19 protein-coding genes and 2 pseudogenes are annotated in these 22,310 nt (G+C 39.0%); 1 reads left to right on the top strand and 20 read right to left on the bottom strand.

Annotated features, from left to right (window positions below; translation table 11 throughout):
* Positions 1 to 18: 18 nt before the first annotated feature.
* The 15 genes and pseudogenes from TZ91_RS01440 to TZ91_RS01375 form a co-directional block, all read right to left on the bottom strand.
* A complete protein-coding gene (locus TZ91_RS01440) occupies positions 19 to 1,356 on the bottom strand; it encodes an ABC transporter substrate-binding protein (RefSeq protein WP_020903252.1) in 1,338 nt (445 codons plus the stop codon).
* Between the two features lie 18 nt (positions 1,357 to 1,374).
* A complete protein-coding gene (locus TZ91_RS01435) occupies positions 1,375 to 1,827 on the bottom strand; it encodes a YhcH/YjgK/YiaL family protein (RefSeq protein ID WP_033686857.1) in 453 nt (150 codons plus the stop codon).
* A gap of 24 nt (positions 1,828 to 1,851) precedes the next feature.
* Positions 1,852 to 2,550 (bottom strand): N-acetylmannosamine-6-phosphate 2-epimerase, encoded by a 699-nt coding sequence (locus TZ91_RS01430; protein WP_020903251.1) that lies wholly within the window; start codon positions 2,548 to 2,550, stop codon positions 1,852 to 1,854.
* Between the two features lie 474 nt (positions 2,551 to 3,024).
* A complete protein-coding gene (recG, locus tag TZ91_RS01425; protein ID WP_020903250.1) occupies positions 3,025 to 5,040 on the bottom strand; it encodes an ATP-dependent DNA helicase RecG in 2,016 nt (671 codons plus the stop codon).
* A gap of 18 nt (positions 5,041 to 5,058) precedes the next feature.
* On the bottom strand, positions 5,059 to 6,162 hold the full coding sequence (gene alr / locus TZ91_RS01420; protein ID WP_033686858.1) for an alanine racemase: 1,104 nt from the start codon (positions 6,160 to 6,162) through the stop codon (positions 5,059 to 5,061).
* On the bottom strand, positions 6,152 to 6,514 hold the full coding sequence (gene acpS, locus TZ91_RS01415) for a holo-ACP synthase (RefSeq protein ID WP_033686890.1): 363 nt from the start codon (positions 6,512 to 6,514) through the stop codon (positions 6,152 to 6,154). Before acpS ends, alr begins: the two co-directional genes overlap by 11 nt.
* 45 nt (positions 6,515 to 6,559) lie before the next feature.
* Positions 6,560 to 7,591 (bottom strand): 3-deoxy-7-phosphoheptulonate synthase, encoded by a 1,032-nt coding sequence (locus TZ91_RS01410; protein WP_033686859.1) that lies wholly within the window; start codon positions 7,589 to 7,591, stop codon positions 6,560 to 6,562.
* Between the two features lies 1 nt (position 7,592).
* Entirely contained in the window at positions 7,593 to 8,624 is a 1,032-nt protein-coding gene (locus tag TZ91_RS01405) for a 3-deoxy-7-phosphoheptulonate synthase (RefSeq protein WP_004258559.1), read from the bottom strand.
* 80 nt (positions 8,625 to 8,704) lie between these two features.
* Positions 8,705 to 11,218: a preprotein translocase subunit SecA gene (gene secA / locus TZ91_RS01400; protein WP_033686861.1), complete on the bottom strand. Its 2,514-nt coding sequence runs from the start codon at positions 11,216 to 11,218 to the stop codon at positions 8,705 to 8,707.
* 145 nt (positions 11,219 to 11,363) lie between these two features.
* A complete protein-coding gene (locus TZ91_RS01395) occupies positions 11,364 to 11,654 on the bottom strand; it encodes a hypothetical protein (RefSeq protein ID WP_033686862.1) in 291 nt (96 codons plus the stop codon).
* A 139-nt stretch (positions 11,655 to 11,793) separates the two neighbouring features.
* A complete protein-coding gene (locus TZ91_RS10570; RefSeq protein ID WP_033686863.1) occupies positions 11,794 to 12,141 on the bottom strand; it encodes a hypothetical protein in 348 nt (115 codons plus the stop codon).
* Positions 12,142 to 12,206: 65 nt separating this feature from the next.
* On the bottom strand, positions 12,207 to 12,542 hold the full coding sequence (locus TZ91_RS01385; RefSeq protein WP_004238753.1) for a hypothetical protein: 336 nt from the start codon (positions 12,540 to 12,542) through the stop codon (positions 12,207 to 12,209).
* Between the two features lie 83 nt (positions 12,543 to 12,625).
* A pseudogene (locus TZ91_RS01380) lies at positions 12,626 to 13,225 on the bottom strand (GTP-binding protein); the annotation flags it as partial.
* Between the two features lie 138 nt (positions 13,226 to 13,363).
* Positions 13,364 to 13,519, bottom strand: a pseudogene (locus tag TZ91_RS10335) (TPM domain-containing protein); the annotation flags it as partial.
* Positions 13,520 to 13,754: 235 nt separating this feature from the next.
* Positions 13,755 to 14,987, bottom strand: a complete 1,233-nt coding sequence (locus TZ91_RS01375; RefSeq protein ID WP_052690260.1) for an RNA-directed DNA polymerase — start codon at positions 14,985 to 14,987, stop codon at positions 13,755 to 13,757.
* A gap of 272 nt (positions 14,988 to 15,259) precedes the next feature.
* On the opposite strand from TZ91_RS01375, the gene TZ91_RS01370 reads away from it, so the two are divergent.
* Positions 15,260 to 17,350, top strand: a complete 2,091-nt coding sequence (locus tag TZ91_RS01370) for an RNA-directed DNA polymerase (RefSeq protein WP_033686864.1) — start codon at positions 15,260 to 15,262, stop codon at positions 17,348 to 17,350.
* Between the two features lie 267 nt (positions 17,351 to 17,617).
* Here TZ91_RS01370 and der read toward each other — a convergent pair whose 3' ends face one another.
* From der to nrdR, 5 genes are read right to left on the bottom strand one after another with little or no spacing between them, the layout of a single operon-like run.
* Positions 17,618 to 18,928: a ribosome biogenesis GTPase Der gene (gene der, locus TZ91_RS01365; RefSeq protein WP_001207696.1), complete on the bottom strand. Its 1,311-nt coding sequence runs from the start codon at positions 18,926 to 18,928 to the stop codon at positions 17,618 to 17,620.
* 13 nt (positions 18,929 to 18,941) lie between these two features.
* Positions 18,942 to 19,655, bottom strand: a complete 714-nt coding sequence (locus TZ91_RS01360) for an NADPH-dependent oxidoreductase (protein ID WP_033686865.1) — start codon at positions 19,653 to 19,655, stop codon at positions 18,942 to 18,944.
* Positions 19,652 to 20,548 (bottom strand): primosomal protein DnaI, encoded by an 897-nt coding sequence (gene dnaI, locus TZ91_RS01355; RefSeq protein ID WP_033686866.1) that lies wholly within the window; start codon positions 20,546 to 20,548, stop codon positions 19,652 to 19,654. Before dnaI ends, TZ91_RS01360 begins: the two co-directional genes overlap by 4 nt.
* A complete protein-coding gene (locus tag TZ91_RS01350; RefSeq protein ID WP_033686867.1) occupies positions 20,549 to 21,718 on the bottom strand; it encodes a DnaD domain protein in 1,170 nt (389 codons plus the stop codon).
* Positions 21,719 to 22,192, bottom strand: a complete 474-nt coding sequence (nrdR, locus tag TZ91_RS01345; protein WP_001203672.1) for a transcriptional regulator NrdR — start codon at positions 22,190 to 22,192, stop codon at positions 21,719 to 21,721. It lies immediately after the preceding gene.
* Positions 22,193 to 22,310: the final 118 nt, after the last annotated feature.

Raw genomic sequence — 22,310 nt, 5'->3', positions numbered from 1 at the left:
TTTTCTAGTCTTTTACATCTACTGAGCAGCCTCAAATAAATCGTTTAGTTGTTTTTCTGCTTCTTTTGCTGCTTTCATAGGATCTGTTCCATTTGAAATGATATCTTGGAACATTTGTTCAATAATGTGTTGGTTAGTCAACATACCAGCTTGTACACTTGGTCCATTTTCATAACCAATAGCAGTACCTTTTTTAACAGCTTCAGTAATTACTTCTTCAGCATGTTTAAATTTCTTACGAGTTTCATTTTCTTTATAGGCTGCAGAATCGCTAATTCCCTTAATAGTTGGCAACATACCTACTGGAGTTGAATCAAGGAATTTAATATAGTCTTCTTCATTGTAAAGTGATTCCAAGAATGCTTTAGCAACTTCTGGATGTTTTGAATTTTTCCAAACAACCATTGGAATGTTTGATGTTTCAATTCCTTGGTCTTTATCAGATTCTTTGATTTTTGGAATAGGATAGGCATCAATCGAATCAATCAATTGAGGACTGTTGGCATTAATTCCTCCAATATGGAAGCCAGAGTTAAAGTCAAATGCTGTTTTTCCTTGATAGAACAAGGTAGCTTGTTGAAGGACATTAAAGTTCAAAGAATCTTGAGGTGAAATTTCTTTATACATTTTAACCCAGTATTTAATACCATCTTGAGCAAGTTGACTTGTCAAATCTGCTTTAAGATCTTTTGTTAAGAGACTTCCACCACCACTACGTACGTAGAAGTTCAAGAAACGTGTTGCCATTAAGTCATTTGTTCCAAACGGAACAGACAAGCCATAAACTCCAGCTTCTTTCAATTTTTTAGAAGCTTCATAGAGTTGATCCCAAGTTTTAGGAACCTCAATATTATGTTCTTTTAACAAATCTGTTCTAACCCACATGACTTGTGCATGTGAATAAAGAGGAACAGAGTAGTAATCATCTCCGATTTTTGCTTCATTTAAGGCAGTTTCGTTAAATTTATCCTGTCCAATACGCTTGATAGAATCGTTTAGCGGAACCAAAGCATCTGAGTTGACCATTTCCATTACTTGGTTAGGAAGAGCCGTACTGATATCTGGCACATTTCCATTTGCTAAACCTGTAGTCCATTTAGTATAGAAGTCATTCCAAGAGAATGTTTCAATCTTGATTTTCGTTTTTGGATGCTTTTGCATAAAAGCATCTGCTGATTTTTGAATACTTTCCAAACGTGGTCCTTGAGTAAAGGAGTGCCACATTGTAATCTCACCAGATAATTCTGTCGGTGGTTCAGTATCAGCTGTAGTTTCTTTCTTTCCTGAACAAGCTACCAAGGCAACGGCTGCTAGCGCAACTCCAGCTAGACATAAAAACTTTCTCATTTTTTTCATTGTTCTTCCCTTTCTACATTAAGAAATCGCAACTTTAAAGACAACTTTTTTAACAGGTTCATCATTTATACGAACCTTGGGTTGATGTAAATCTTCTGGAAAAGTGATAAGGCATTCACCAGCTCTCAAATTAACTAACTGTTCCACTTCTCCTGTGTATAATTCAATATCTTTTTCTTCATCATATTTTTGGGTAACGCTTACATTTTCTGGCGATGTAACAGCCATGGCTTCTTCGTTTTCCAAAACTAAATGAATATCCAAATATTTTTGGTGAGTTTCAAAGAAGGCTCCTGCTTGACCGTCTGCTAGATAAGTAAAGCAATTACCAAATAATCGATCACCATCGATATCAATCGGACCTTCTGTTAAATTTTCTAGTCCTGTTTTTTCTAGAAAATCTATTAATGTTGCAAAATGTGGATTTACTTTCACATAAGTTCCTAAACGACTGATTTTAGTAATAATCATACTCAATCCCCCTTTCTTTATTTTTTATTTAAGACCAGCAACGAAGCGTTCTGTAATCTCTTTGGGTCTAGTAATAGCGCCACCAACAACGATACCTCGCACTCCATATCCCAGGATTTGTTTGGCTTGTTCAGGTGTATGAATTTTCCCTTCTGCAATGACATCTACACCGGCATCACAGAGTTTTTTAATTAATTCAAAATCGGGACCATCCACTTTTGGACTGTAAGATGTGTATCCTGATAAGGTTGTTCCGACAAAGTCAATTCCTGCTTCAACAGCTGCCAATCCTTCTTCGAAAGTACTTGTATCAGCCATCAAGAGCTGGTTCGGATATTTTTCCTTAACCTGACGAATAAACTCTTGAATCTCTAAACCATCGTAGCGTTCACGCTTGGTACAATCCAGAGCAATCACCTCGATGTCAAGCTCTGCCAATTCATCAACTTCTTTCATAGTAGCAGTGATGAAGGGTTCTTGAGGTGGATAATCTCGTTTAATTATCCCAATGATTGGAAGGTTGGTAACCTCCTTGATTTCCTTGATATCGCGAACACTATTTGCTCGGATACCGACTGCTCCACCTTGCTCAGCCGCTTTGACCAGCAAGGGAATGACTCCTCCCGCTTCTGTATAAAGCGGTTCGTGAGGAAGGGCCTGACAAGAAACGATGATTCCATCTTTGATTTTTGCAATCAAGGCTTCTTTAGTAATCTGTGGCATCCTCTTTCCTCCTTTTCCTTGTTCTTATGAGGTCATTATATATCATTTATTAAGCGCTTTCAATACTTTGTGATAGAATAGATTTCAGTTTCAAAAGTATTTTATAGAACAGCTGTTTCTGAAAGTAGTTTCAGAAAAGACATATCCTTTCAATCTATTGTCCCATAAACTAAATATACTATCTTTTGATTCTTTCACTTAATGATTTAGAAAGTAATCGTCTACTCTGAACTGACTCCATTCTACTCTAGCTATTTATAATTACCGTTCAAATCTTGAAAAAACTCAAACAAAAAAAGAGCATTTCGCTCTTTCTTCCTTATATTTATATTATTTTGTTGCTTCTTTCTCCTGGAAAGTGGTTTGGTAATTTACTTTAATCGTTACTGTCATGTGAGAGTCCTCGTTTCTTTTTGATGACTCTAGTATAAGGGCCAAACCTGAAAGCTAGCTTAAGATTTCCTTAGAAAAAGCTTAATCTAGATGTTCTTTCTTCTCCAAATGAAGGGCAATCATGCGCCATTCTGGATCCTCTTGCCAAGCTTCTATCGAACTAATGTAACTAGCAACTTTTCTGGCTTCTTCTAAAATTGGAAAATCTTCAATAATATCAGCCACTTGGAATTCTGGAAGGCCTGACTGTCTGGTTCCAAAAATCTCACCTGAACCACGCATTTTCAAATCTTCCTCCGCAAGGACAAATCCATTGGTGGTTTCTGTCATGATGCGCATGCGATCTTTTCCAGAATCCGTCTTGGGATTGGAAACGAGAACTGCATAGGACTGCTTGTCCCCCCGACCGACACGACCTCTGAGCTGGTGAAGCTGGCTGAGCCCGAAGCGATCGGCATCCATGATAATCATGACGGTCGCATTGGGAACATTGACCCCGACCTCGATAACCGTCGTCGAAACCAGAATATCCGTTTTTCTCTCTTTGAACTCCTGCATAATCTGGTCTTTTTCATCACTCTTCATCTTACCATGTAAAAGAGCCACCTCTGCCTTACCTGCAAAATGAGACGTCAACTCTTCTGATAAGGCAATGGCATTTTTCAGATCCAGAGCTTCTGATTCTTCAATCAAGGGAGAGATGACATAGGCTTGGGAACCTTTTTGAATTTCCCCCTCTAACCAAGTCAAGACCTGATGTAGTTGCTCATGCTTGATCCAGCGTGTCACAATAGGCTTCCGCCCTGCTGGCATCTGGTCGATAATGGAAACATCCATATCGCCAAAGGCTGTGATAGCCAGCGTCCGTGGAATAGGAGTCGCTGTCATCATGAGAACATCTGGATTGTCGCCTTTTTCCCTTAGAATACGCCTTTGCCCCACACCAAAACGGTGCTGCTCATCGATAATAATCAAACCAAGGCGATCATAATCCACTCCATCCTGTATCAGAGCATGGGTTCCAATAATCAAATCAGCCTCACCCTTGGCAATGGTCTCCAAAACTTCTCTCTTTTCTGCAGCTTTCAAGGAACCTGTCAAAAGAGCCAGTTTCAAGTCTGGAAAGAGGTTCTGTAAACTCTCAAAGTGTTGCTCTGCGAGGATTTCTGTTGGTACCATTAGGGCAGCCTGATAACCAGCTGTCACCGCCGCAAACATAGCCAAGCCAGCAACTACTGTTTTTCCGCTCCCCACATCCCCTTGTAGGAGACGATTCATGTGGTGGTCCGACTTCATGTCGGTCAAAATTTCCTGTAAACTCTTTTCTTGAGCTTGAGTCAGGGCAAATGGCAGACTTTCTTTAACAGCTGACACTTTTTCCTGAGACCAGTCCAGAACCAGACCGCTTCCCTGAACTCTATTTTCAGATTTGAGCGTTTGCAATTGCATTTGGAAATAAAAGAGTTCCTCAAACTTGATACGGCGAAGGGCCTGCTTGTATTCTCCCAAATCCTTTGGAAAATGCATAGCTCGGACTGCCTGACAACGGGACATGAGTTTGTATTTGTCCAGCAAAGACTGAGGAAGATTTTCCTCAATCAAGAGGTCCAATCCCTGATCAAAAGCCGTCTTAATAACCTTGACCAGACTGGCCTGACTGATTCCCTGAGCCAAGCGATAAACAGGTTGGAGGTCATCTTCCACCTGAGCTAGGACCTTCATCCCTGTCAGACTAGCCTTGGCGCGGTCCCATTTTCCAAAAACAGCAAGGGTTGCTCCCAACTCTATTTTATCAGCTAGATAGGGCTGGTTAAAGAAATTCACCGCAAAAACGACTTCTCCCTGCTTGAGGCTAAAGCGTAGGCGATTACGCTTGAAACCATAGTACTGGACACTAGCAGGAGTCACGACTTGACCAGAAAGAACCGCCTTTTCACCGTCTTCCAGTTCCAGCACTTGCTTTGTCTTGAAGTCTTCATATCGGAAAGGAAAGTAGAGCAAGAGGTCTTGCAAGTTTTCAATTCCTAGTTTGGCGTATTTTTCTGCTGACTTTGGTCCCACACCAGGTAAGACATGCAAGGGTTGATGTAGATTCATGCCCCACTCCTTTCTTTTCTAATAATATTCTCTCGGAATGCGATCGCTGAGAAGACAAACCACTTCATAGTTAATGGTTCCACGGTAGGTCGCTACCTGAGTTGCTGTGATTTCCTTGTCCCCGTTTGAGCCAATCAAGGTCACCTTTGTTCCTAGCGGATAAAGCTTAGGCAGACGAATGGTGATTTGGTCCATAGATACTCGCCCAACGATTGGGCAAGCTTGCCCATCTACCAAGACGGAGAAATTCTGCATATCTCGTGTCCAACCATCTGCATAGCCGATTGGCACCGTCGCAATGACTTGCTCGCTATCCGCCTGATAGGTCGCTCCATAGCCCATGCAAGCTCCAGCTGGAACTGTCTTGACATGAACCAAGGCAGACTCCAAGGTCAAGGCTGGAGTCAGGTCATAGGGTAAGTTCAAGACCTCTCCACTCGGATTTAGACCATACATGGCATCTCCCATACGGACCGCATTGAAAATAGTCTTTGCATGCCAAAGAGTCGTTGCCGAATTGCTGGCATGTATCAGCTCTGGAAGACCTTTCATACTGGCCAAAATAGTTTTAAACCGTTCTAACTGGGCATTAAAGTAGTCATCTGATTTCTCATCTGCAGTAGCAAAGTGGGTAAAAATCCCTTCAACACGAGCACCATGTTGTTGGAGCAAATCTTGAGCCTGCTCAGCCTCATGAGCCTCTCGAAAACCAATTCGTCCCATTCCTGAATCAATCTTGAGGTGGACTGTTAATCCAGTTAAGTCCGCTTCCTTATCTAAGAGTGCTTGAATCCACTCCAGTCCAGCTACAGTCAAGGTGATGTCATATTCTTTAGCTAGAGCAACAACTTCGATTTCAGAAACTCCTAAAATAAGGATTCGCTTGCTAAGTCCAGCCTGTCTGAGTTCAATAGCTTCATCGATATTGGAAACGCAAAAGCCATCAACATCATCTTGAATAGTCGTGGCAACGGCAACAGCTCCATGACCATAGGCATTAGCCTTGACTACTGCAAATTTGAGTGTTCCTTCAGGGATATGAGCCCCCATTTGCTGAATATTTTGTCGAATAGCTCCCAGATGAATCAGAGCCTTGGTTGGTCTATGCGGACTAGCTTTCATGATTTTCCTCCAAAATGACACTAGCTGTCACAAACTGATCTGTATGGCTGATAGACAGCCAAATCTTTCCTAAAAATGGTGCCTGACTAAAATAAGGCGCCCCGCGTTCATTGTTCAAGACTTCCAAATCCTGAAAACTGAGCTTGCCAATACCCGTTCCTATAGCCTTGGAAAAGGCCTCCTTAGCCGACCAACGACCAGCCAAATATTCAATCTGTCTGCGCCCTTTAAGACTGGTGAAGCGCTCCATTTCCTTAGCGGTCAGCACGCGCTTAGCAAATCCTTCATGTCGTGTAACTGCGCTTTCTATCGAAGCCAATTCTTCGATGTCAATTCCGTGTCCAACTATCATTTTCATCAAAAGGAGTTGAGATTCCCCCAACTCCATCCTTTTCACTTATTTTGTCAAGGTAGCATAAATCTCTTCTACCAAAGCCTCTGTATTTTCCCAACCTAGGCAAGGGTCAGTAATAGAGCAGCCAAAGACCTCTGGTTGGTTTTGACGACCATCTGCTAGGTAGGATTCAATCATAAAGCCTCGAACCGTCTTTTTAATTTTCTCATTCCAATCACGATTTTGCAAGGTCTGGCGAACAATTCGAATCTGCTCCATATATTGCTTGCCGGAGTTATCATGATTGGTGTCAATGAGGATAAAGGGATTTTCAAGTCCCATGGCTTCATAGCGCTCAATAGCATTTAGCAGGGTTTCATAGTAAAAGTTAGGCTCATTTTTCCCATATTCATTAACTGCACCACGAAGGATGACGTGGGCCAAGGGATTTCCTGAAGTCTCAACTTCTTGACCATGGAAGAGGAAGGTTTGTTTATTCTGAGCGGCATAGATACCGTTAAACATAACACCAAGATTCCCAGAGGTTGGATTTTTCATCCCGACTGGTGCATCAATCCCTGAAGCCACAAAGCGGTGCTCTTGGTCTTCCACAGAACGAGCCCCTACAGCATGGTAGCTGACCAAATCATCTACCAAGACCAGATTTGACGGATAAAGCATCTCATCTGCCGTTGTCAAACCAGTCTCTGTAATCACGCGGTAATGCAACTGGCGAACAGCCTGCAAGCCGTTAATCAGACTTGGAGCCTTAGAGGTATCTGGTTGGTGAACCAAACCTTTATAGCCATCTCCGTTGGTGCGAGGTTTAGCTGTATAAACACGCATAACCATGAAAATCTTGTCCGCCACCTTCTTCTGCAAGGCAGATAAACGGCGGGCATATTCCAAGACAGACTCTTCATTATCAGAAGAGCAAGGACCAATTACCAAAAGGATACGGTCATCTTCTCCTGAAATGATGTCTGCCAATTCTCTATCACGACGATCCTTTAATCGCAAGGCTTCCACAGACAATTGAGTTTCTGCCTTGATTGCTTCAATATCGATTTCTTGACCTTTTTCAATAAATGCCATCTTATTCTCCTAACGTTTGGTAGATTTCTCTGACGAGGACTTCCGTATTCTCCCAGCCAAGGCAAGGGTCTGTGATAGACTTGCCAAATACTTCCGGTTCGTTTTGACGGCCGTCTTCTAGATAAGACTCAATCATAAAGCCACGAACGTACTGCTTGATTTTTTCATTCCAATCACGGTTAATCAAGGTCTGGCGGACAATTCGAATCTGGTCCATATATTGCTTACCAGAGTTGTCATGATTGGTATCCACGATGATAAAAGGATTTTCCAAGCCCATCTTCTCATACTGAGCAATAGTATCCATCAAATTATCATAGTAGTAGTTAGGAATATTCTTACCATACTCATTGATTGCTCCACGAAGAATAGCGTGCGAAAGCGGGTTCCCAGTTGTTTCCACTTCTTTTCCTAGGAAAAGGAAACTTTGTTTGTTTTGAGCAGCATAAATCCCATTAAACATAACATTGAGATTTCCAGATGTTGGATTTTTAAACCCAGTCGCGAAATCTGCTCCACTTGCCACAAAGCGGTGTTGCTGGTCTTCAACAGAACGGGCACCAACCGCCATGTAAGAAATCAAATCATCTACAAGCGGAAGATTTTCAGGATAAAGCATTTCATCAGCCGTTGTCATACCTGTTTCCGTGATAACACGATAATGGAGATGGCGAACGGCTTTGATTCCATTGATAAGACTAGGCGCTTCTGTCGCGTTAGGTTGGTGAATCAAGCCCTTATAGCCATCTCCGTTGGTACGAGGTTTGGCAGTGTAAACACGCATAACCATAAAGATACGGTCTGCCACTTCTTCTTGCAAAGCTGCCAAACGCTTAGCGTATTCAAGAACAGCTTCTTCATTGTCAGATGAGCATGGCCCGATTACCAAGAGAATTCGCTGGTCTTCTCCACGTATAATGGCTTCTAGCTCTTGATCGCGCTGAGATTTTCTCTCCAAAGCTTGGCCTTCTAATTTTGATAAGGCACGAACTTCTTCAATATTAATTTTAGGACTTTTTGCTGTAAATACCATAACTCATCTCCTTATAAATCAAACGGATACCAAGTAAAAATTTACTTTTCACAAGGTATCCGCCTCTAAACTATCTCATTTTATTGTCTTTTACCGTGACAGTTTTTAAACTTCTTACCAGAACCACATGGGCAAAGTTCATTCCGTCCAATCTGACTCAAATCCAGATTTTCAGGCATATTTGCTTGGTGGGCAGCGATATTACGGGTCGCTGTTGTACTGATATGGTGTTCTGCTTGTGGTCTTTCTTGTTCATGAATTTGTGCTTTCATCATCAAACGTGTCACATCAAACTCAATCGAACCAATCATGTCATTAAACATACGGAAACCTTCTGCCTGATACTCAACAACAGGGTTGTTCTGAGCATAGCCACGAAGTCCAACCGCGTTACGCAATTGATCAAGGGCATCGATATGATCTGTCCACTTGTTATCCACCACTCGTAGAATCAAGACTTTTTGGAATTCTTTAACTGCTTCTTCATCGCGTAGTTTTGAAACCTGACTATCGTAAACTTGCAAGGCACGTTGGAAGAGCTCTTCCTTGATGGCCTTATCAGACAAACCTGACAAGTCTTCGATCGTAATAGAATCTTCTGGAAGCAAGTTATACTTAGCAAAGTTCAAAATTGCTTCAAGTTTTTCGTCTTGTTTAGCACGCGCATGACCATCAACGACACGACCAATCGTGCGTTTGATCATTGACTGAATTTCAGGTGCCAAGTCACGGTCTGCAGTGATGACATCGTAACGTTGAGCGTAGATAATCTCACGTTGTTCACGCATGACATCGTCATATTGAAGGACTTGTTTACGGGTATCGTAGTTATTTCCTTCGACACGTTTTTGCGCTGCCTCAACCTGACGCGTCAACATACGAGACTCAATCGCCTCTTCAGACATGTTGAGACGTTCAAAGATTCCCTTCAAGCGTTCAGAACCAAAACGTTTCATCAAGTCATCTTCAAGAGAGAGGTAGAATTGTGACTCACCTGGGTCTCCCTGACGACCTGAACGTCCACGAAGCTGGTTGTCGATACGACGGCTTTCATGACGTTCTGTACCAATAACACAAAGTCCTCCAAGTTCGCGAACCCCTTCACCAAGCTTGATGTCGGTACCACGACCGGCCATGTTGGTTGCGATGGTAACAGCACCACGTTGACCAGCATTCATGATGATTTGGGCTTCTTTATAGTGGTTTTTGGCGTTCAAGACTTCGTGAGGAACACCAGCTGCGACCAATTTCTTAGAAATGTAGTCACTGGTCTCAACTGCAACTGTACCAACCAAGACTGGCTGACCTTTTTGGTAACGAGCTTTAACGTCTTCGACAACCGCCTTAAACTTAGCCTCGATACTTGCATAAAGAAGGTCTGAGTGGTCAATACGTTGAACAGGACGGTTTGTTGGGATTGGAATAACACGAATGTTGTAAATTTCACGGAATTCTTCTTCCTCAGTCTTACCTGTACCCGTCATACCAGACAATTTCTTGTACATACGGAAAAGGTTTTGGTAAGTGATAGAGGCAGATGTCTTGGTTTCATCCTGGATTGGAACACCTTCTTTGGCTTCAATGGCTTGGTGCAATCCATCAGAATAACGACGACCTTCCATGGTACGACCTGTAAATTGGTCGACGATCAAGATTTCTTGCTCTTCGCTCACCACATAGTCAATATCGAGAAGCATGATGTAGTTGGCACGAAGGGCGTTATCGATAAAGTGAGTCAGAGCTACGTTTTCGATGTCATAGAGATTGTCAAGTTTGAAGTAGCTTTCAGCCTTGTCAATCCCTGAATCAGACAAACCAATAGTCTTAGACTGCACATCGATGATGTAGTCGTCTTTGTCCAAAGATTTTACATAGTGGTCTGCCATGTGGTAGAGCTGACTGGTTTCAACTGCATTAGCACCTGATACGATCAAAGGTGTACGGGCCTCATCAATCAAGATTGAGTCAACCTCATCGACCAAGGCATAGTTAAGCGGGCGTTGTACCATGTTTTCAGCACGAACGACCATGTTGTCACGAAGGTAGTCAAATCCGATTTCTGAGTTAGTTGAGTAAGTAATATCACACTCATAGGCTTCTTTTTTCTCCATTGGAGACTTGGCAGCCAAGTTAATCCCTACTGACAAACCAAGCCATGAGTACAATTCACCCATCTCAGTCGCGTCACGCTCTGATAGGTATTCATTGACCGTAACTACGTGAACCCCTTTACCTGAAAGGGCGTTGAGGTATACGGGCATGGTCGCAGTCAAGGTTTTCCCTTCCCCTGTACGCATCTCTGGCACGTCACCATGGTGAAGAACGATTCCCCCCATGACCTGAACCTTATATGGGAAGAGACCTAGGACACGTTTGGCACCCTCACGGACAACCGCAAATGCTTCATAAAGCAATGAATCCAGTGATTCTCCATTTTGATAACGTTCTTTAAATTCAACTGTTTTTGCTTTTAGTTGGTCATCTGTCAAAGCAGCCATTTGGTCTTCGTATTTGAAAACCTTGTCAGCCATCTTTTCCAGACGACGGATTTCTCCTTTATCATTTTCGATAATTGTTTTTAAAATATTAGCCATGTTTTTCCTTACTTTAAATTCCGAATATTTTAGAATGTTCTTTTAATTTTAGCACAATTACTGATTATTTTCAAGGAAGAATCCCCATTTTGAAAAGGAAAAAGAGGCTAGTTTCCAAGCTAACCTCTCTGACTTTTATGATGATTTAATTGCCAACAAAAATCGGCAAAATCGCAAATAGGATAAATAGATTTATCCAAAGAGAAAAACAGCAGATCAATCCAAAAACAAAGAGACTGACTTTCTTGGACAGCAAGGCCATCAAAATCGACATAATTCCAAAAACTAGTAAAACTTTCTGTATGCTGAAGAGGTCAATCTTTCCCCCCAGAATCGGACTGCCCCAAGGAAGAAAGAAGAAAGCAATCCAGATCAACAGAACTAAACCAATATAGAATTTAGAATATTGTGTAATAAATGATTTTAGACGTTCCATAAGCAACCTCCTACAAATAGAAAGTAATATAATAATCAATGAAAATCAAAGAGCAAACTAGGAAACTAGCCGCAGGCTGTACTTGAGTACGGCAAGGCGATGTTGACGTGGTTTGAATTTGATTTTCGAAGAGTATAAATCAATGCCTTCCACCGTTAGACTCCCCTAGTTCTCGTCTCAAGCGAAACATGTTTTTGAAAAAGATATATTCTAACCAGTCACTGCCTAGAGATAAGACTATCAAAAGCAACCAAACACCCCAAGTACTAGCATCTGATACATAATTTAGAACAAAAGGGAAAAATAAGAATGAAAAAATTGTCATATCCAAGCTAAACAGAGCTAAAAGGGAAATATAAATCCAGTAGAAATAGTAGATAATGGGGAAAAACTTACTGTTTCTATCAGCATTATCTATCCAATAAAAAAAGTAAAAGCAGGGAAATAAGAGTATCAAATGAAACCAATTAAACGACAGTTTCATCATCGACACCTCCTCTTTAAAATTGTTTTCTTTAGTTTCATTCTATTAAATGTTCTTACCAATATAAATCAATGCTTTCCACCTTTAGACTTCCCCAGTTCCCGTCTCAAGCGAAGCATTTTTTTGAAAAAGATATAGGTTAACCAAGAACTGGAAAAAGCAATAAGTAGTAATAATAGCCAAATGCCCCAAGACTTGATGTCTGCCACATTTCTCAATAGGATATTGAAAAACAAGACTGAAAAAACTGTCCAAGCAAGGCTAAAAAGAGCATAGAGGGTGATGTAAATCCAGTAAAAATAGTAAAAAATTGGGAAAAATTTACTATCTCTGTTGGCCTTTTCAATCCAGCTGAAAAAGTAAAAACAGGGTAATAAGATTAACAATTTAAACAAATGTTCCATCATCAACACCTCTTTTTGATAGCGCTTTCTTCAACTTCATTTTATCAAAAAAATCTGGAAATGTCATTCCAGATTCTGCTTTTTTATTTACGTTTTCTTGCGATGAGATGAATCGGTGTTCCTTCAAAGACAAAGGCCTTGCGGATTTGATTTTCCAAGAAACGCAGGTAAGAAAAGTGCATGAGTTCTTCTTCGTTGACAAAGATAACAAAGGTCGGTGGTTTGGTTGCCACTTGAGTCGCATAGAAAATCTTAAGTCGTTTTCCTTTGTCTGTCGGTGTTGGGTTGATGGCAATGGCATCCATGATAACATCGTTCAAGACAGCTGATGGAATACGTGTGTTTTGACTTTCACTGATTTGTTTGATCATCTCAGGAAGTTTGTGGAGACGTTGCTTGGTCAAAGCGGATACAAAGATAATCGGTGCGTAAGGTAGATATTGGAACTGCTCACGGATATCTTCTTCCCAGTTTTTCATAGTGTGGTTGTCTTTTTCAAGTGTATCCCACTTGTTGACCACGATAATCATCCCTTTACCAGCTTCATGGGCAAATCCTGCGATACGCTTGTCGTATTCACGGATTCCTTCTTCCGCATTGATGACCATCAAGACCACATCCGAGCGGTCAATAGCACGCATGGCACGCATGACAGAGTATTTTTCTGTATTTTCATAAACCTTGATAGAGTCCTGATAAGATAGGGGAAGGCAATCTTTGATACTTTTAGACAAGAGTTCTTGACGCTGGTTAAACTCCAAATTTCCCAAGTTTTTTCTAGCAACAAGCTAAATTTTTGTTCATCAAAGGCAGGGGACGCTTCTTGCAATCGTCGACTCAGTAAGATAGTGAGCCTGGTCATAAATCCCGTACTCAGGTTTTTTAAGTGCTGTGAATGCTGACAAGAAGAGAAAGACTATCAGCAATCCAAGCAAGCGAACCAACAAACTATTTTTAAATAATCTGCTTCTTTTCATAATAACCTCCCTGATAAAGGAAAATTGATTTAAGGAATTATAGCATTTTGATTTTTACAAAAAAAGTGCATTTTCATTACAAATAGGTTACAAAAGCTAGGAAAATGATTGAATTTTGATGACTGATTCAGCTCTATATCTATTTCCCCACCAAGACCAACAAGGAATAATTGTGAAAATGACTACCTTGTAGTCAAGAGGGGAATAAAAAAGAGAGCCTGAGCTCTCAGTTAAATCAACGAATTCGTAATTTTTTCATTATCTGTATTTGTAGATTATATCGATACAAGCTATCGTTACTTCTGACAATTGACGGACATCCAATTTGCTGTGCAATTTCTTCTAACTTTATTGTTGAATACTTAGTATAAGTTATTCTCTTCTTGAGTAAAAGTAAAATATCATTGGTATCAGAAAATTGGTTAAGAATTATTCTTCCATTTACCCTAGAATCAACACTAATCAGACTAAATAGGCGTGCGGTTTGTTCCGAGGTAAAATAATTTGAATATTTAGTTCTAAAATAATGGAATGCCTTCAATAAATCTTTTAATCTGTGGTCGGAATTAATAAACTTATAATTAAAACCAATTCCAAATTTTAACTTATGATCAGTACCTTTTTCCCCACTCGATGTTACACCATAAATTAAATTTTTTAATCTATAATAAAGAATCCAGAAATCTTCATCAGTATGAGAGGAAGATTTATAATATTTAAAATATCTTGTAAGTCTATTTAATACTTTTTTGTCATACTTTTTTTTAGAAATATCAATGTGTAACTTTTTATCAGATATATTAAAACTATATCCAAGATACTCAAAGTTTAGTGTATTAATAGATGGTCTGTATTCATAAATATCTGTCTTAGTTTCATTAGCTGATAAACTAATTTCGTTCAGTAAACTAAATAATAAATTTTTCTCACTATCTTTATCAATAGTCATACTTTTAGGATAACTTTTTATCATTAATATGTCATCTACATATCTAACATAAAAAATTGGAGCAAACTCTCTCCTTATTGCATCATCAAAATCTTCTAAATATACTTCAGAAAGTGCACTAGAAAATGGCATACCTAAAGGTATACCCGAAATATCATTATTAAATATAAACGATTTAATAATATCAAGACTAGTATCTTTTAATATAGAAGATTTAATGATTTTTTTATAAAGTCTATGCTTATTAATTGATGGGAAGAAATTCACAATATCAGCCTTAATCACATAGAAATTCTGAACAGTAGCATCTAAATCTGCTTGATTACAGTATATACTTCCTTGGCTTAAAAATTGAATTAATGATTTGATAATAGCGTTTCTATTTGGGAGCACTATGCTGAATTTATTTATAATTTCAGTATTTACATCCTTCAATTCTGAACGTAAATCCTCTTTTTTTAATTTATAAACCAGTCGCTCTCCTACCTTATTTTTTGAAAAAATCGAACTAAATTTCATGAAATATCCCTAAAATCGTAGGCACAGAGGAAGGATAAAATAATCTCTATTACGACAGATTTTTTTATCCTTACCAAGCTAGATACCATATACAACGCGAAGTACATAATAAAATGTACGGTACATGATACCTTAAGCAAAAACTTGAAATAATCTTTTTGTGTGTATGAGAACTCAATCTTGTATTAACTAGTATTAAAATATTTAGTGTTCTCAAGCCTACGCTTTATATGGTACAATATAAGAGACAAAAAATCAAGGATAATTTAATTATGAATAAACAATATCTTAAGCAGGAATGGTTTTTAGCAAATGAAGTCCTCCCTTCTGAGGTGCCAATCTTTTTCTCAAATTCACCATTAAAAAATAATTTAGAAAATTTGATTAATCTAGTTCCAACGGATAATAAAAAATTTAACAAAAATTTCAATGACAAATATACCATCCCTCTTCGCTACGAAATTCCTAAAAATAATGGTAGTTATAGGACAATTTCGTTGATGCATCCTTCTTCACAGTTAAAGTTTTTACTTTATATTATGAAATACGAATATCTATTAATTAACTTTCTTCAAAAGTCTAAATTTAATGTTCGTAAAGTTCAAAAAGCAAATACTATAACATATTCAGAAAGTAAAGCTTTAGAAAAAAAACTGTTAAAAATGGAACAAGATTTTGGCATCGAAGGAAATAATTCTATTACAAATGAAGAATTGGATCCTTTCTTTAAAAAATATTTCACCTATAACAAACATCATAAATTATCTAACATTCTGAATTCTCCTAGTTTTAACAGAGATAGTTTACGATATCGATTTTTTTCTAAACTTGATATTCAAAACTTTTTTGGAAGTATATATACTCATTCAATTACATGGGGGATAGTTGGAGATAAACACATAGGTAAGGAATACTCAAGTGAGAAATTAAAGAATACTTTTGCAGCTCAATCAGACATACTACAACAAAAAAGCAATGATAACCAAACCAATGGTATTATAATTGGGCCAGAAATAAATAGAATAATTGCTGATATTATTTTAACGCACTGTGATTATAATATTGAGAAGAACTTAAATCGGCAAAACATCATCTTAAATAAAGATTATAAAATTTATCGATTCATTGATGATTATTATGTTTTCTCATCAAAGTATGAGATACTCGAGATTATTGAGCAAGAAATTTCTAAGGAGCTTTCTAATTTCAATTTAAAACTCAATCTTGAAAAACATCAAATTAAAGAGCAGCCTTTCTCATTGGCTGATTCGTCCATTATACAATTAAAGCACATTCTGAATACTTTTAACAATATTAGAGAACTCAATATTTTAAAATTATCAAATAATACTAATGCAATTGAGAAATATCGACAACTTCTCACTAACAACTCTGAGAAATACAGTATTTCTGAAGCGAAGATAATTATTAAAGAATCTGCTTGGATCAATCTATATGATGCAATAAGGAATATTATAAGCGAAACACCTAGTTCTAAACGGAGAGTTGTTCTATATTTTTTAAAGACTATCTCTTTAGAAATTTATGAACCAATTTTTATTAATCAAGAAACGATTAACTATAAGAAAAAATTTTATGAATACCTTCGGACCATAAATACTGCTCTTGATCAGATAAATAATATCTATTCAATCCATCCTGATTCTGACACTACAAAGTCCTATATTAGTACTTTAATAAAATTCAGAGCTTCGATATCTAAATTAAGAAAAACAATCAACAATCAAAATGGAAACTTTATAACAAATAGTGAAAATTATTTATTAAGTATTGAAAATAGGATATTTGAAAATATCTATCGTATATTGAAGAATAACTCAAATAGAATCAATAATATTTCTGATCTAATTGTATATTTAAAATATTTTGATAAGAAATTGAGTTCGCAATTTTTATGTCAACTACTAGATGAAAATTCAGAAGATTACTATACACTTTGTGCTATTGGTTATTATATAATTGGATATGGAAAAAGATATAAGGTTGTCTTAAATTATTTATTCAAATTGATATTGAATTTTTGTAAAAATTACCAAACGCATACAAAAAGTTTATTAGAAGATGCCAAATATTTTTATATTTTAAATGATTTTCTTTATTACCCCGAATTTCACGGACTAAAAATAAAAAATCGAACTGCTATACAAATTTTACAAAGATTTAAAAATGATGAATTGAGGAAACTAGATAACGGTAATATTGATGGTACTAATCGTATAATTTTCGATGAACTTATGAGGCAGTCTTATTATAACTGGAGTCTACGGCAAAATGATTTTAAAAAATTACAAATTCAAAAGATAATCACAGATAGAAATAATTTATCTTTAGATGACTACTAATATGATTTTCAGATCAAAAAATATGAAAACTATACTTTCTGATAATGAGAAAATATGCAGTTAATTATTGGAAGAGTATATCTTTGGTAGCTAAAAATACAAAATACATTATTTCTTTCTAAGTGAGCATGAAAAGAATGTTGATTTATCAGCATTCTTTTTCATTTCAAACCTATTCTGAGAATCAAGATAAGATAAACAGAAAAAACCTGAGACAAAATAGTTCTCAGGTTCTTTAAGTTATGCTTATTGGAAAATAAGTAAGGTTTATTTACGTTTTCTTGCGATGAGATGAATCGGTGTTCCTTCAAAGACAAAGGCCTTGCGGATTTGATTTTCCAAGAAACGCAGGTAAGAAAAGTGCATGAGTTCTTCTTCGTTGACAAAGATAACAAAGGTCGGTGGTTTGGTTGCCACTTGGGTCGCATAGAAAATCTTGAGTCGTTTTCCTTTGTCTGTCGGTGTTGGGTTGATGGCAATGGCATCCATGATAACATCGTTCAAGACAGCTGATGGAATACGTGTATTTTGACTTTCACTGATTTGCTTAATCATCTCAGGAAGTTTGTGGAGACGTTGCTTGGTCAAAGCGGATACAAAGATAATCGGTGCGTAAGGCAGGTATTGGAACTGCTCACGAATATCTTCTTCCCAGTTTTTCATAGTGTGGTTGTCTTTTTCAAGTGTATCCCACTTGTTGACCACGATAATCATCCCTTTACCAGCTTCATGGGCAAATCCTGCGATACGCTTGTCGTATTCACGAATGCCTTCTTCCGCATTAATGACCATTAAGACCACATCTGAACGGTCAATAGCACGCATGGCACGCATGACAGAATATTTCTCGGTATTTTCATAAACCTTACCAGACTTACGCATACCAGCCGTATCAATCATGGTAAACTCTTGACCATCTGTATCTGTAAAGTGGGTATCAATGGCATCACGTGTTGTTCCAGCAACAGGACTAGCAATGACACGGTCTTCTCCCAAAATAGCGTTAATCAAGCTTGATTTTCCAACGTTTGGACGACCAATCAGGCTAAACTTAATCACATCTGGATTTTCTTCTTCATATTCATTTGGAAGATTTTCTACGATAGCATCTAGCACATCCCCTGTACCGATACCATGGACAGATGAGATAGGCAGTGGTTCACCCAAACCGAGGGCATAGAAATCATAGATATCATTTCGCATTTCAGGGTTATCCACCTTGTTCACTGCGAGGATGACTGGTTTGTGGGTCTTATAAAGCTTACGGGCTACGTATTCGTCTGCATCGGTAATTCCTTCCTTACCAGACACCACAAAGACGATAACATCGGCTTCTTCCATGGCAATTTCTGCCTGGTGCTTGATTTGTTCCATGAAAGGAGCATCGACATCATCGATTCCTCCTGTATCAATCATGCTAAACGAACGATTGAGCCACTCACCCGTCGCATAGATACGGTCACGTGTCACTCCTTCGACATCTTCTACAATGGAGATTCGCTCACCAGCGATCCGATTAAATAGGGTTGATTTCCCAACATTGGGACGTCCTACAATGGCAATAGTTGGTAGGGCCATAATTTCTCACTTTCTACAATAACTTCTTCTGTTCAAGATTTTTTCTAGTTGAGCTTGGTTCTGCTTGACCAAACTGTTCTGCTAGGCGCTGACTCCAGCTTGTGGTTGCACGCGCCCCAGCATAGTCAGCCTGTACACGGTCATAAGACTCAATCACATCAACTGTTTGTTCCTGATATTCTTCCTCAAAAACCACCTGATGCAATGGCAAGCGAGGTTTGACTTCATGTTCCTCATTTGGTACACCTAGTGCCATCCCAAAGACAGGATAGGTGTAGTCAGGCAGGTTAAAGAGCTCTGCCACTTCTTCTGACTTGTATCGAACTAAGCCAATAATGACACCACCATAGCCCAAACTTTCGGCTGCCAGCAGGGCATTTTGTCCAGCAAGAGCTGCATCGACCGAACTAATCAAGAGACTTTCTACACCTTGAGGTTGGAAGGTGTCAGTATGAAGTCGGGCTCCCTTTTCCGCTCGGTTCAAATCTCCGACAAAGAGAAGGAAAACAGCAGACTGGCGAATGGCTTCTTGAGGCACCAATTCGTACAAGGCATCTTTCTTTTCTTGACTTCGTACCACAATCACAGAGTAGGATTGGAAATTCTTCCAAGACGAGGCCATCTGGGCTGCTGTCAGGATTTCAGTCAAGTCTTCCTGAGGGATGACTTGCTCCTTAAATCTTCGCACAGACTTATGAGCTTTCATCAGTTTAATCGTTTCTGTCATCGACGGTTTACTCCTTCTAAACGAGTCTCATCAGCCAAATAACGGATGCGTTCCATGACGCGTCTGGCTTCCCAAGTTTCGTCATTTCCATGCTTCCCTTTAGCGAAATGCAGCTCCAATTCTTCAAAGTTAAAGTTGGAAGTGAAAAAGGTCGGTAAATTTTCCTGCATCCGATATTGGAGAATGACTTGCAGGATTTCATCACGTACCCAAGCTGTTGATTGCTCGGCACCAATGTCATCTAAAATCAGGACTTCAGACAGCTTAATCTCATCCACCAAGGTCTTAACATTACCATCACCGATAGCATTTTTGACATCAATGACAAAGCTAGGATAGTGGAGAAGAGTGGATGAAACACCTCGTTTTTCTGATAAATCATGAGCCAAGGCAGCCACCATGAAACTTTTTCCCACACCAAAGTCTCCATATAAGTAAAGACCTTTTCGAATAGCTGGATATTGCTCCACGAAGGCTAATAGCTTTTCAAAAACTGGCAAGCGCCCCAAATCATCCAAATCTACTTGAGCCAAACTAGCTTGCTTGAGACTGGCTGGCAGATTAATTAACTTGAGACGATTCTTAATAGCCGCTTCTTTTTCAGCCGCGATTAGTTCAGGAGTTTCCTCATAAGAAACATCCGCATAACCATGATTCATAACCAAAATCGGCTTGTAGCCTTTGGCAATATAATCCGTATCCCCACGGAGAAATTTGTCACGCTCGGTGATGTACTGATTAAACTTGGAGATACTGCGATTTAATTCCTCTGGAGTAAGGGATTCTTGCTGGATAAAGGCCGCAACATCAGGATCCTTCATGATTTTCTGGACCAAATCTTGATAATGAAAACGGCTAGGTTGACGTTTGAGTACGTCTCCGACACTTTCCATCTAATCTCCTCCTTTTTCTAATCGAGCTAATAGTTCTTGTTTCTTACGTTCTAGTTCCAGACGAGTTTCCTCGCTGGTTTCGTTTTTATAATCTGGATTGCTCCACTTGGGTACATTGGACTTGGCAGGACTAGGGTTACTGCTTTTTTGAGCCTGACTCTTCTGCCCACGTTCACGAATGCGCAAGACTGCCTCTTCTGCCGAATGAATCTTTTGATAGGCATAGTCATTGGCTACCTTCATGGCATATTTCTCATTGATGTTTGCTGAATCCACCTTATTAAAGGTCAATAAGAGAATGATATTGATGACTTCATCTAGCAAGCCCAAGCCAGCCATCTGTTGCAAGAGTTCTCTTTCTGTTTGGGTAATAGTTCCCTTGCGTGTCTGCTTGATTTCTGCCAAAAACTGCAGAGCAGTCTTACTTTTGGCTTCTTTGATAATAGTCGCTTCCTTAGGACTAAAGTCAGAGGAAACTGGTTTTTGAGCGATTTTTTCCCGCATCCGTTTGGTTGAAATAACCTGGGAAACAGCTGTTGACTTAGCCAGTTGATATATCTCAAACCAAGTCCATTTCTTCTCCTCGGCAATGGCAAAGAGGTTTAAAACATCGGACTGCTCATCCGCAAAACGAAGCCCATCTCGAGCCATTAGCTGGCGAAAATGGTCCAAGTCAAAATCATTGGCCACTTTCTTCTTGAGACCAAGGTCTTCTTGACTTCCAAGCTCTGCCAAATCTGGAAAGACTTGATTGAGTGAGACAGGTATTTCTTCTCCCTCAGCACTTTCAACTTTCAAATCCTCCACAGCTGCATCACCAATCTTTTTCTCCAAAAGTCTGCGATAAACAGGATGTTCCAAGAAGTCCTGACTCGAGAGAGGAGCATGGAGGGCTAACTGATAAACATCCCCCTTTTGATAGAGGGTCAAGAGATTGAAAGCAGACAGGATTTTCAGGGATTTTATCAGTCTATCCATCCCAAAGTTGAGATGGTTAAGAATGCTTGAAAAAAGATATTCCTTTCTACCATTATCCCAAAAACTAATGGTATAAAGATAAAGGCTCAGTGCCTCCTGACCGATAATCGGGAGGTAGCACTGTACCAGAGATGAGGTATCTTGCGACACCCGATTATTCTTTAGATAAGAAAAACGGTCAATTGGCTTCATTTATCTTTCCTTTTTCTTTTTAGAGGACTGGGTGATTTGTTGGAGCAAGCTCTCTAACTCACTGACATCCTTAAAGCTACGATAGACACTGGCAAAACGTACATAGGTAATCTCGTCCAGTTCAGCTAACTCCTCCATGACGAGTGAACCAATGTCCTCACTTTGAATTTCATTTTCATTTCGACCACGGAGTTTCTGTTCGATACGATTGACTACCATGTTGATTTCATCACTTGACACAGGACGTTTCTGGGCTGAGCGGATAATCCCATTAAAGATTTTATCTCTGGAGAATTGTTCCCGTGTGCCATCTTTTTTAACAACCACTAAGGTTCTTTCTTCTACCCGTTCGTAGGTTGTAAAACGGTGCTGGCATTCATCGCACTCACGTCTTCTACGAATGGTGTTCCCTTCTTCTGCTTGGCGACTATCGATAACACTTGACTTGGTAGCCCCACATTTTGGACAACGCATCCTTTCCCTCCTTATCGTTTTCTTTTCATTATACCATTTTTTAAGCGATTCCCAAAACAATTCTTCTTTTTGCTTGACAAGTTTTTTGTTTTGTTGTATTATTTAATTAAGACAAAGA

The sequence above is a fragment of the Streptococcus mitis genome, assembly GCF_000960025.1.
GTDB lineage: Bacteria > Bacillota > Bacilli > Lactobacillales > Streptococcaceae > Streptococcus > Streptococcus mitis_DH.
The sequence above is the reverse complement of the archived record's forward strand: the minus strand, read 5'-3'. Positions and strand labels throughout refer to the sequence as shown.

What these genes read in the sequence shown, in the direction of transcription:
- TZ91_RS01440 (WP_020903252.1), bottom strand. Translation starts at nt 1,356, where the DNA reads ATGAAAAAAATGAGAAAGTTTTTATGTCTAGCTGGAGTTGCGCTAGCA.
- TZ91_RS01435 (WP_033686857.1), bottom strand. Translation starts at nt 1,827, where the DNA reads ATGATTATTACTAAAATCAGTCGTTTAGGAACTTATGTGAAAGTAAAT.
- TZ91_RS01430 (WP_020903251.1), bottom strand. Translation starts at nt 2,550, where the DNA reads ATGCCACAGATTACTAAAGAAGCCTTGATTGCAAAAATCAAAGATGGA.
- recG (WP_020903250.1), bottom strand. Translation starts at nt 5,040, where the DNA reads ATGAATCTACATCAACCCTTGCATGTCTTACCTGGTGTGGGACCAAAG.
- alr (WP_033686858.1), bottom strand. Translation starts at nt 6,162, where the DNA reads ATGAAAGCTAGTCCGCATAGACCAACCAAGGCTCTGATTCATCTGGGA.
- acpS (WP_033686890.1), bottom strand. Translation starts at nt 6,514, where the DNA reads ATGATAGTTGGACACGGAATTGACATCGAAGAATTGGCTTCGATAGAA.
- TZ91_RS01410 (WP_033686859.1), bottom strand. Translation starts at nt 7,591, where the DNA reads ATGGCATTTATTGAAAAAGGTCAAGAAATCGATATTGAAGCAATCAAG.
- TZ91_RS01405 (WP_004258559.1), bottom strand. Translation starts at nt 8,624, where the DNA reads ATGGTATTTACAGCAAAAAGTCCTAAAATTAATATTGAAGAAGTTCGT.
- secA (WP_033686861.1), bottom strand. Translation starts at nt 11,218, where the DNA reads ATGGCTAATATTTTAAAAACAATTATCGAAAATGATAAAGGAGAAATC.
- TZ91_RS01395 (WP_033686862.1), bottom strand. Translation starts at nt 11,654, where the DNA reads ATGGAACGTCTAAAATCATTTATTACACAATATTCTAAATTCTATATT.
- TZ91_RS10570 (WP_033686863.1), bottom strand. Translation starts at nt 12,141, where the DNA reads ATGATGAAACTGTCGTTTAATTGGTTTCATTTGATACTCTTATTTCCC.
- TZ91_RS01385 (WP_004238753.1), bottom strand. Translation starts at nt 12,542, where the DNA reads ATGGAACATTTGTTTAAATTGTTAATCTTATTACCCTGTTTTTACTTT.
- TZ91_RS01375 (WP_052690260.1), bottom strand. Translation starts at nt 14,987, where the DNA reads ATGAAATTTAGTTCGATTTTTTCAAAAAATAAGGTAGGAGAGCGACTG.
- TZ91_RS01370 (WP_033686864.1), top strand. Translation starts at nt 15,260, where the DNA reads ATGAATAAACAATATCTTAAGCAGGAATGGTTTTTAGCAAATGAAGTC.
- der (WP_001207696.1), bottom strand. Translation starts at nt 18,928, where the DNA reads ATGGCCCTACCAACTATTGCCATTGTAGGACGTCCCAATGTTGGGAAA.
- TZ91_RS01360 (WP_033686865.1), bottom strand. Translation starts at nt 19,655, where the DNA reads ATGACAGAAACGATTAAACTGATGAAAGCTCATAAGTCTGTGCGAAGA.
- dnaI (WP_033686866.1), bottom strand. Translation starts at nt 20,548, where the DNA reads ATGGAAAGTGTCGGAGACGTACTCAAACGTCAACCTAGCCGTTTTCAT.
- TZ91_RS01350 (WP_033686867.1), bottom strand. Translation starts at nt 21,718, where the DNA reads ATGAAGCCAATTGACCGTTTTTCTTATCTAAAGAATAATCGGGTGTCG.
- nrdR (WP_001203672.1), bottom strand. Translation starts at nt 22,192, where the DNA reads ATGCGTTGTCCAAAATGTGGGGCTACCAAGTCAAGTGTTATCGATAGT.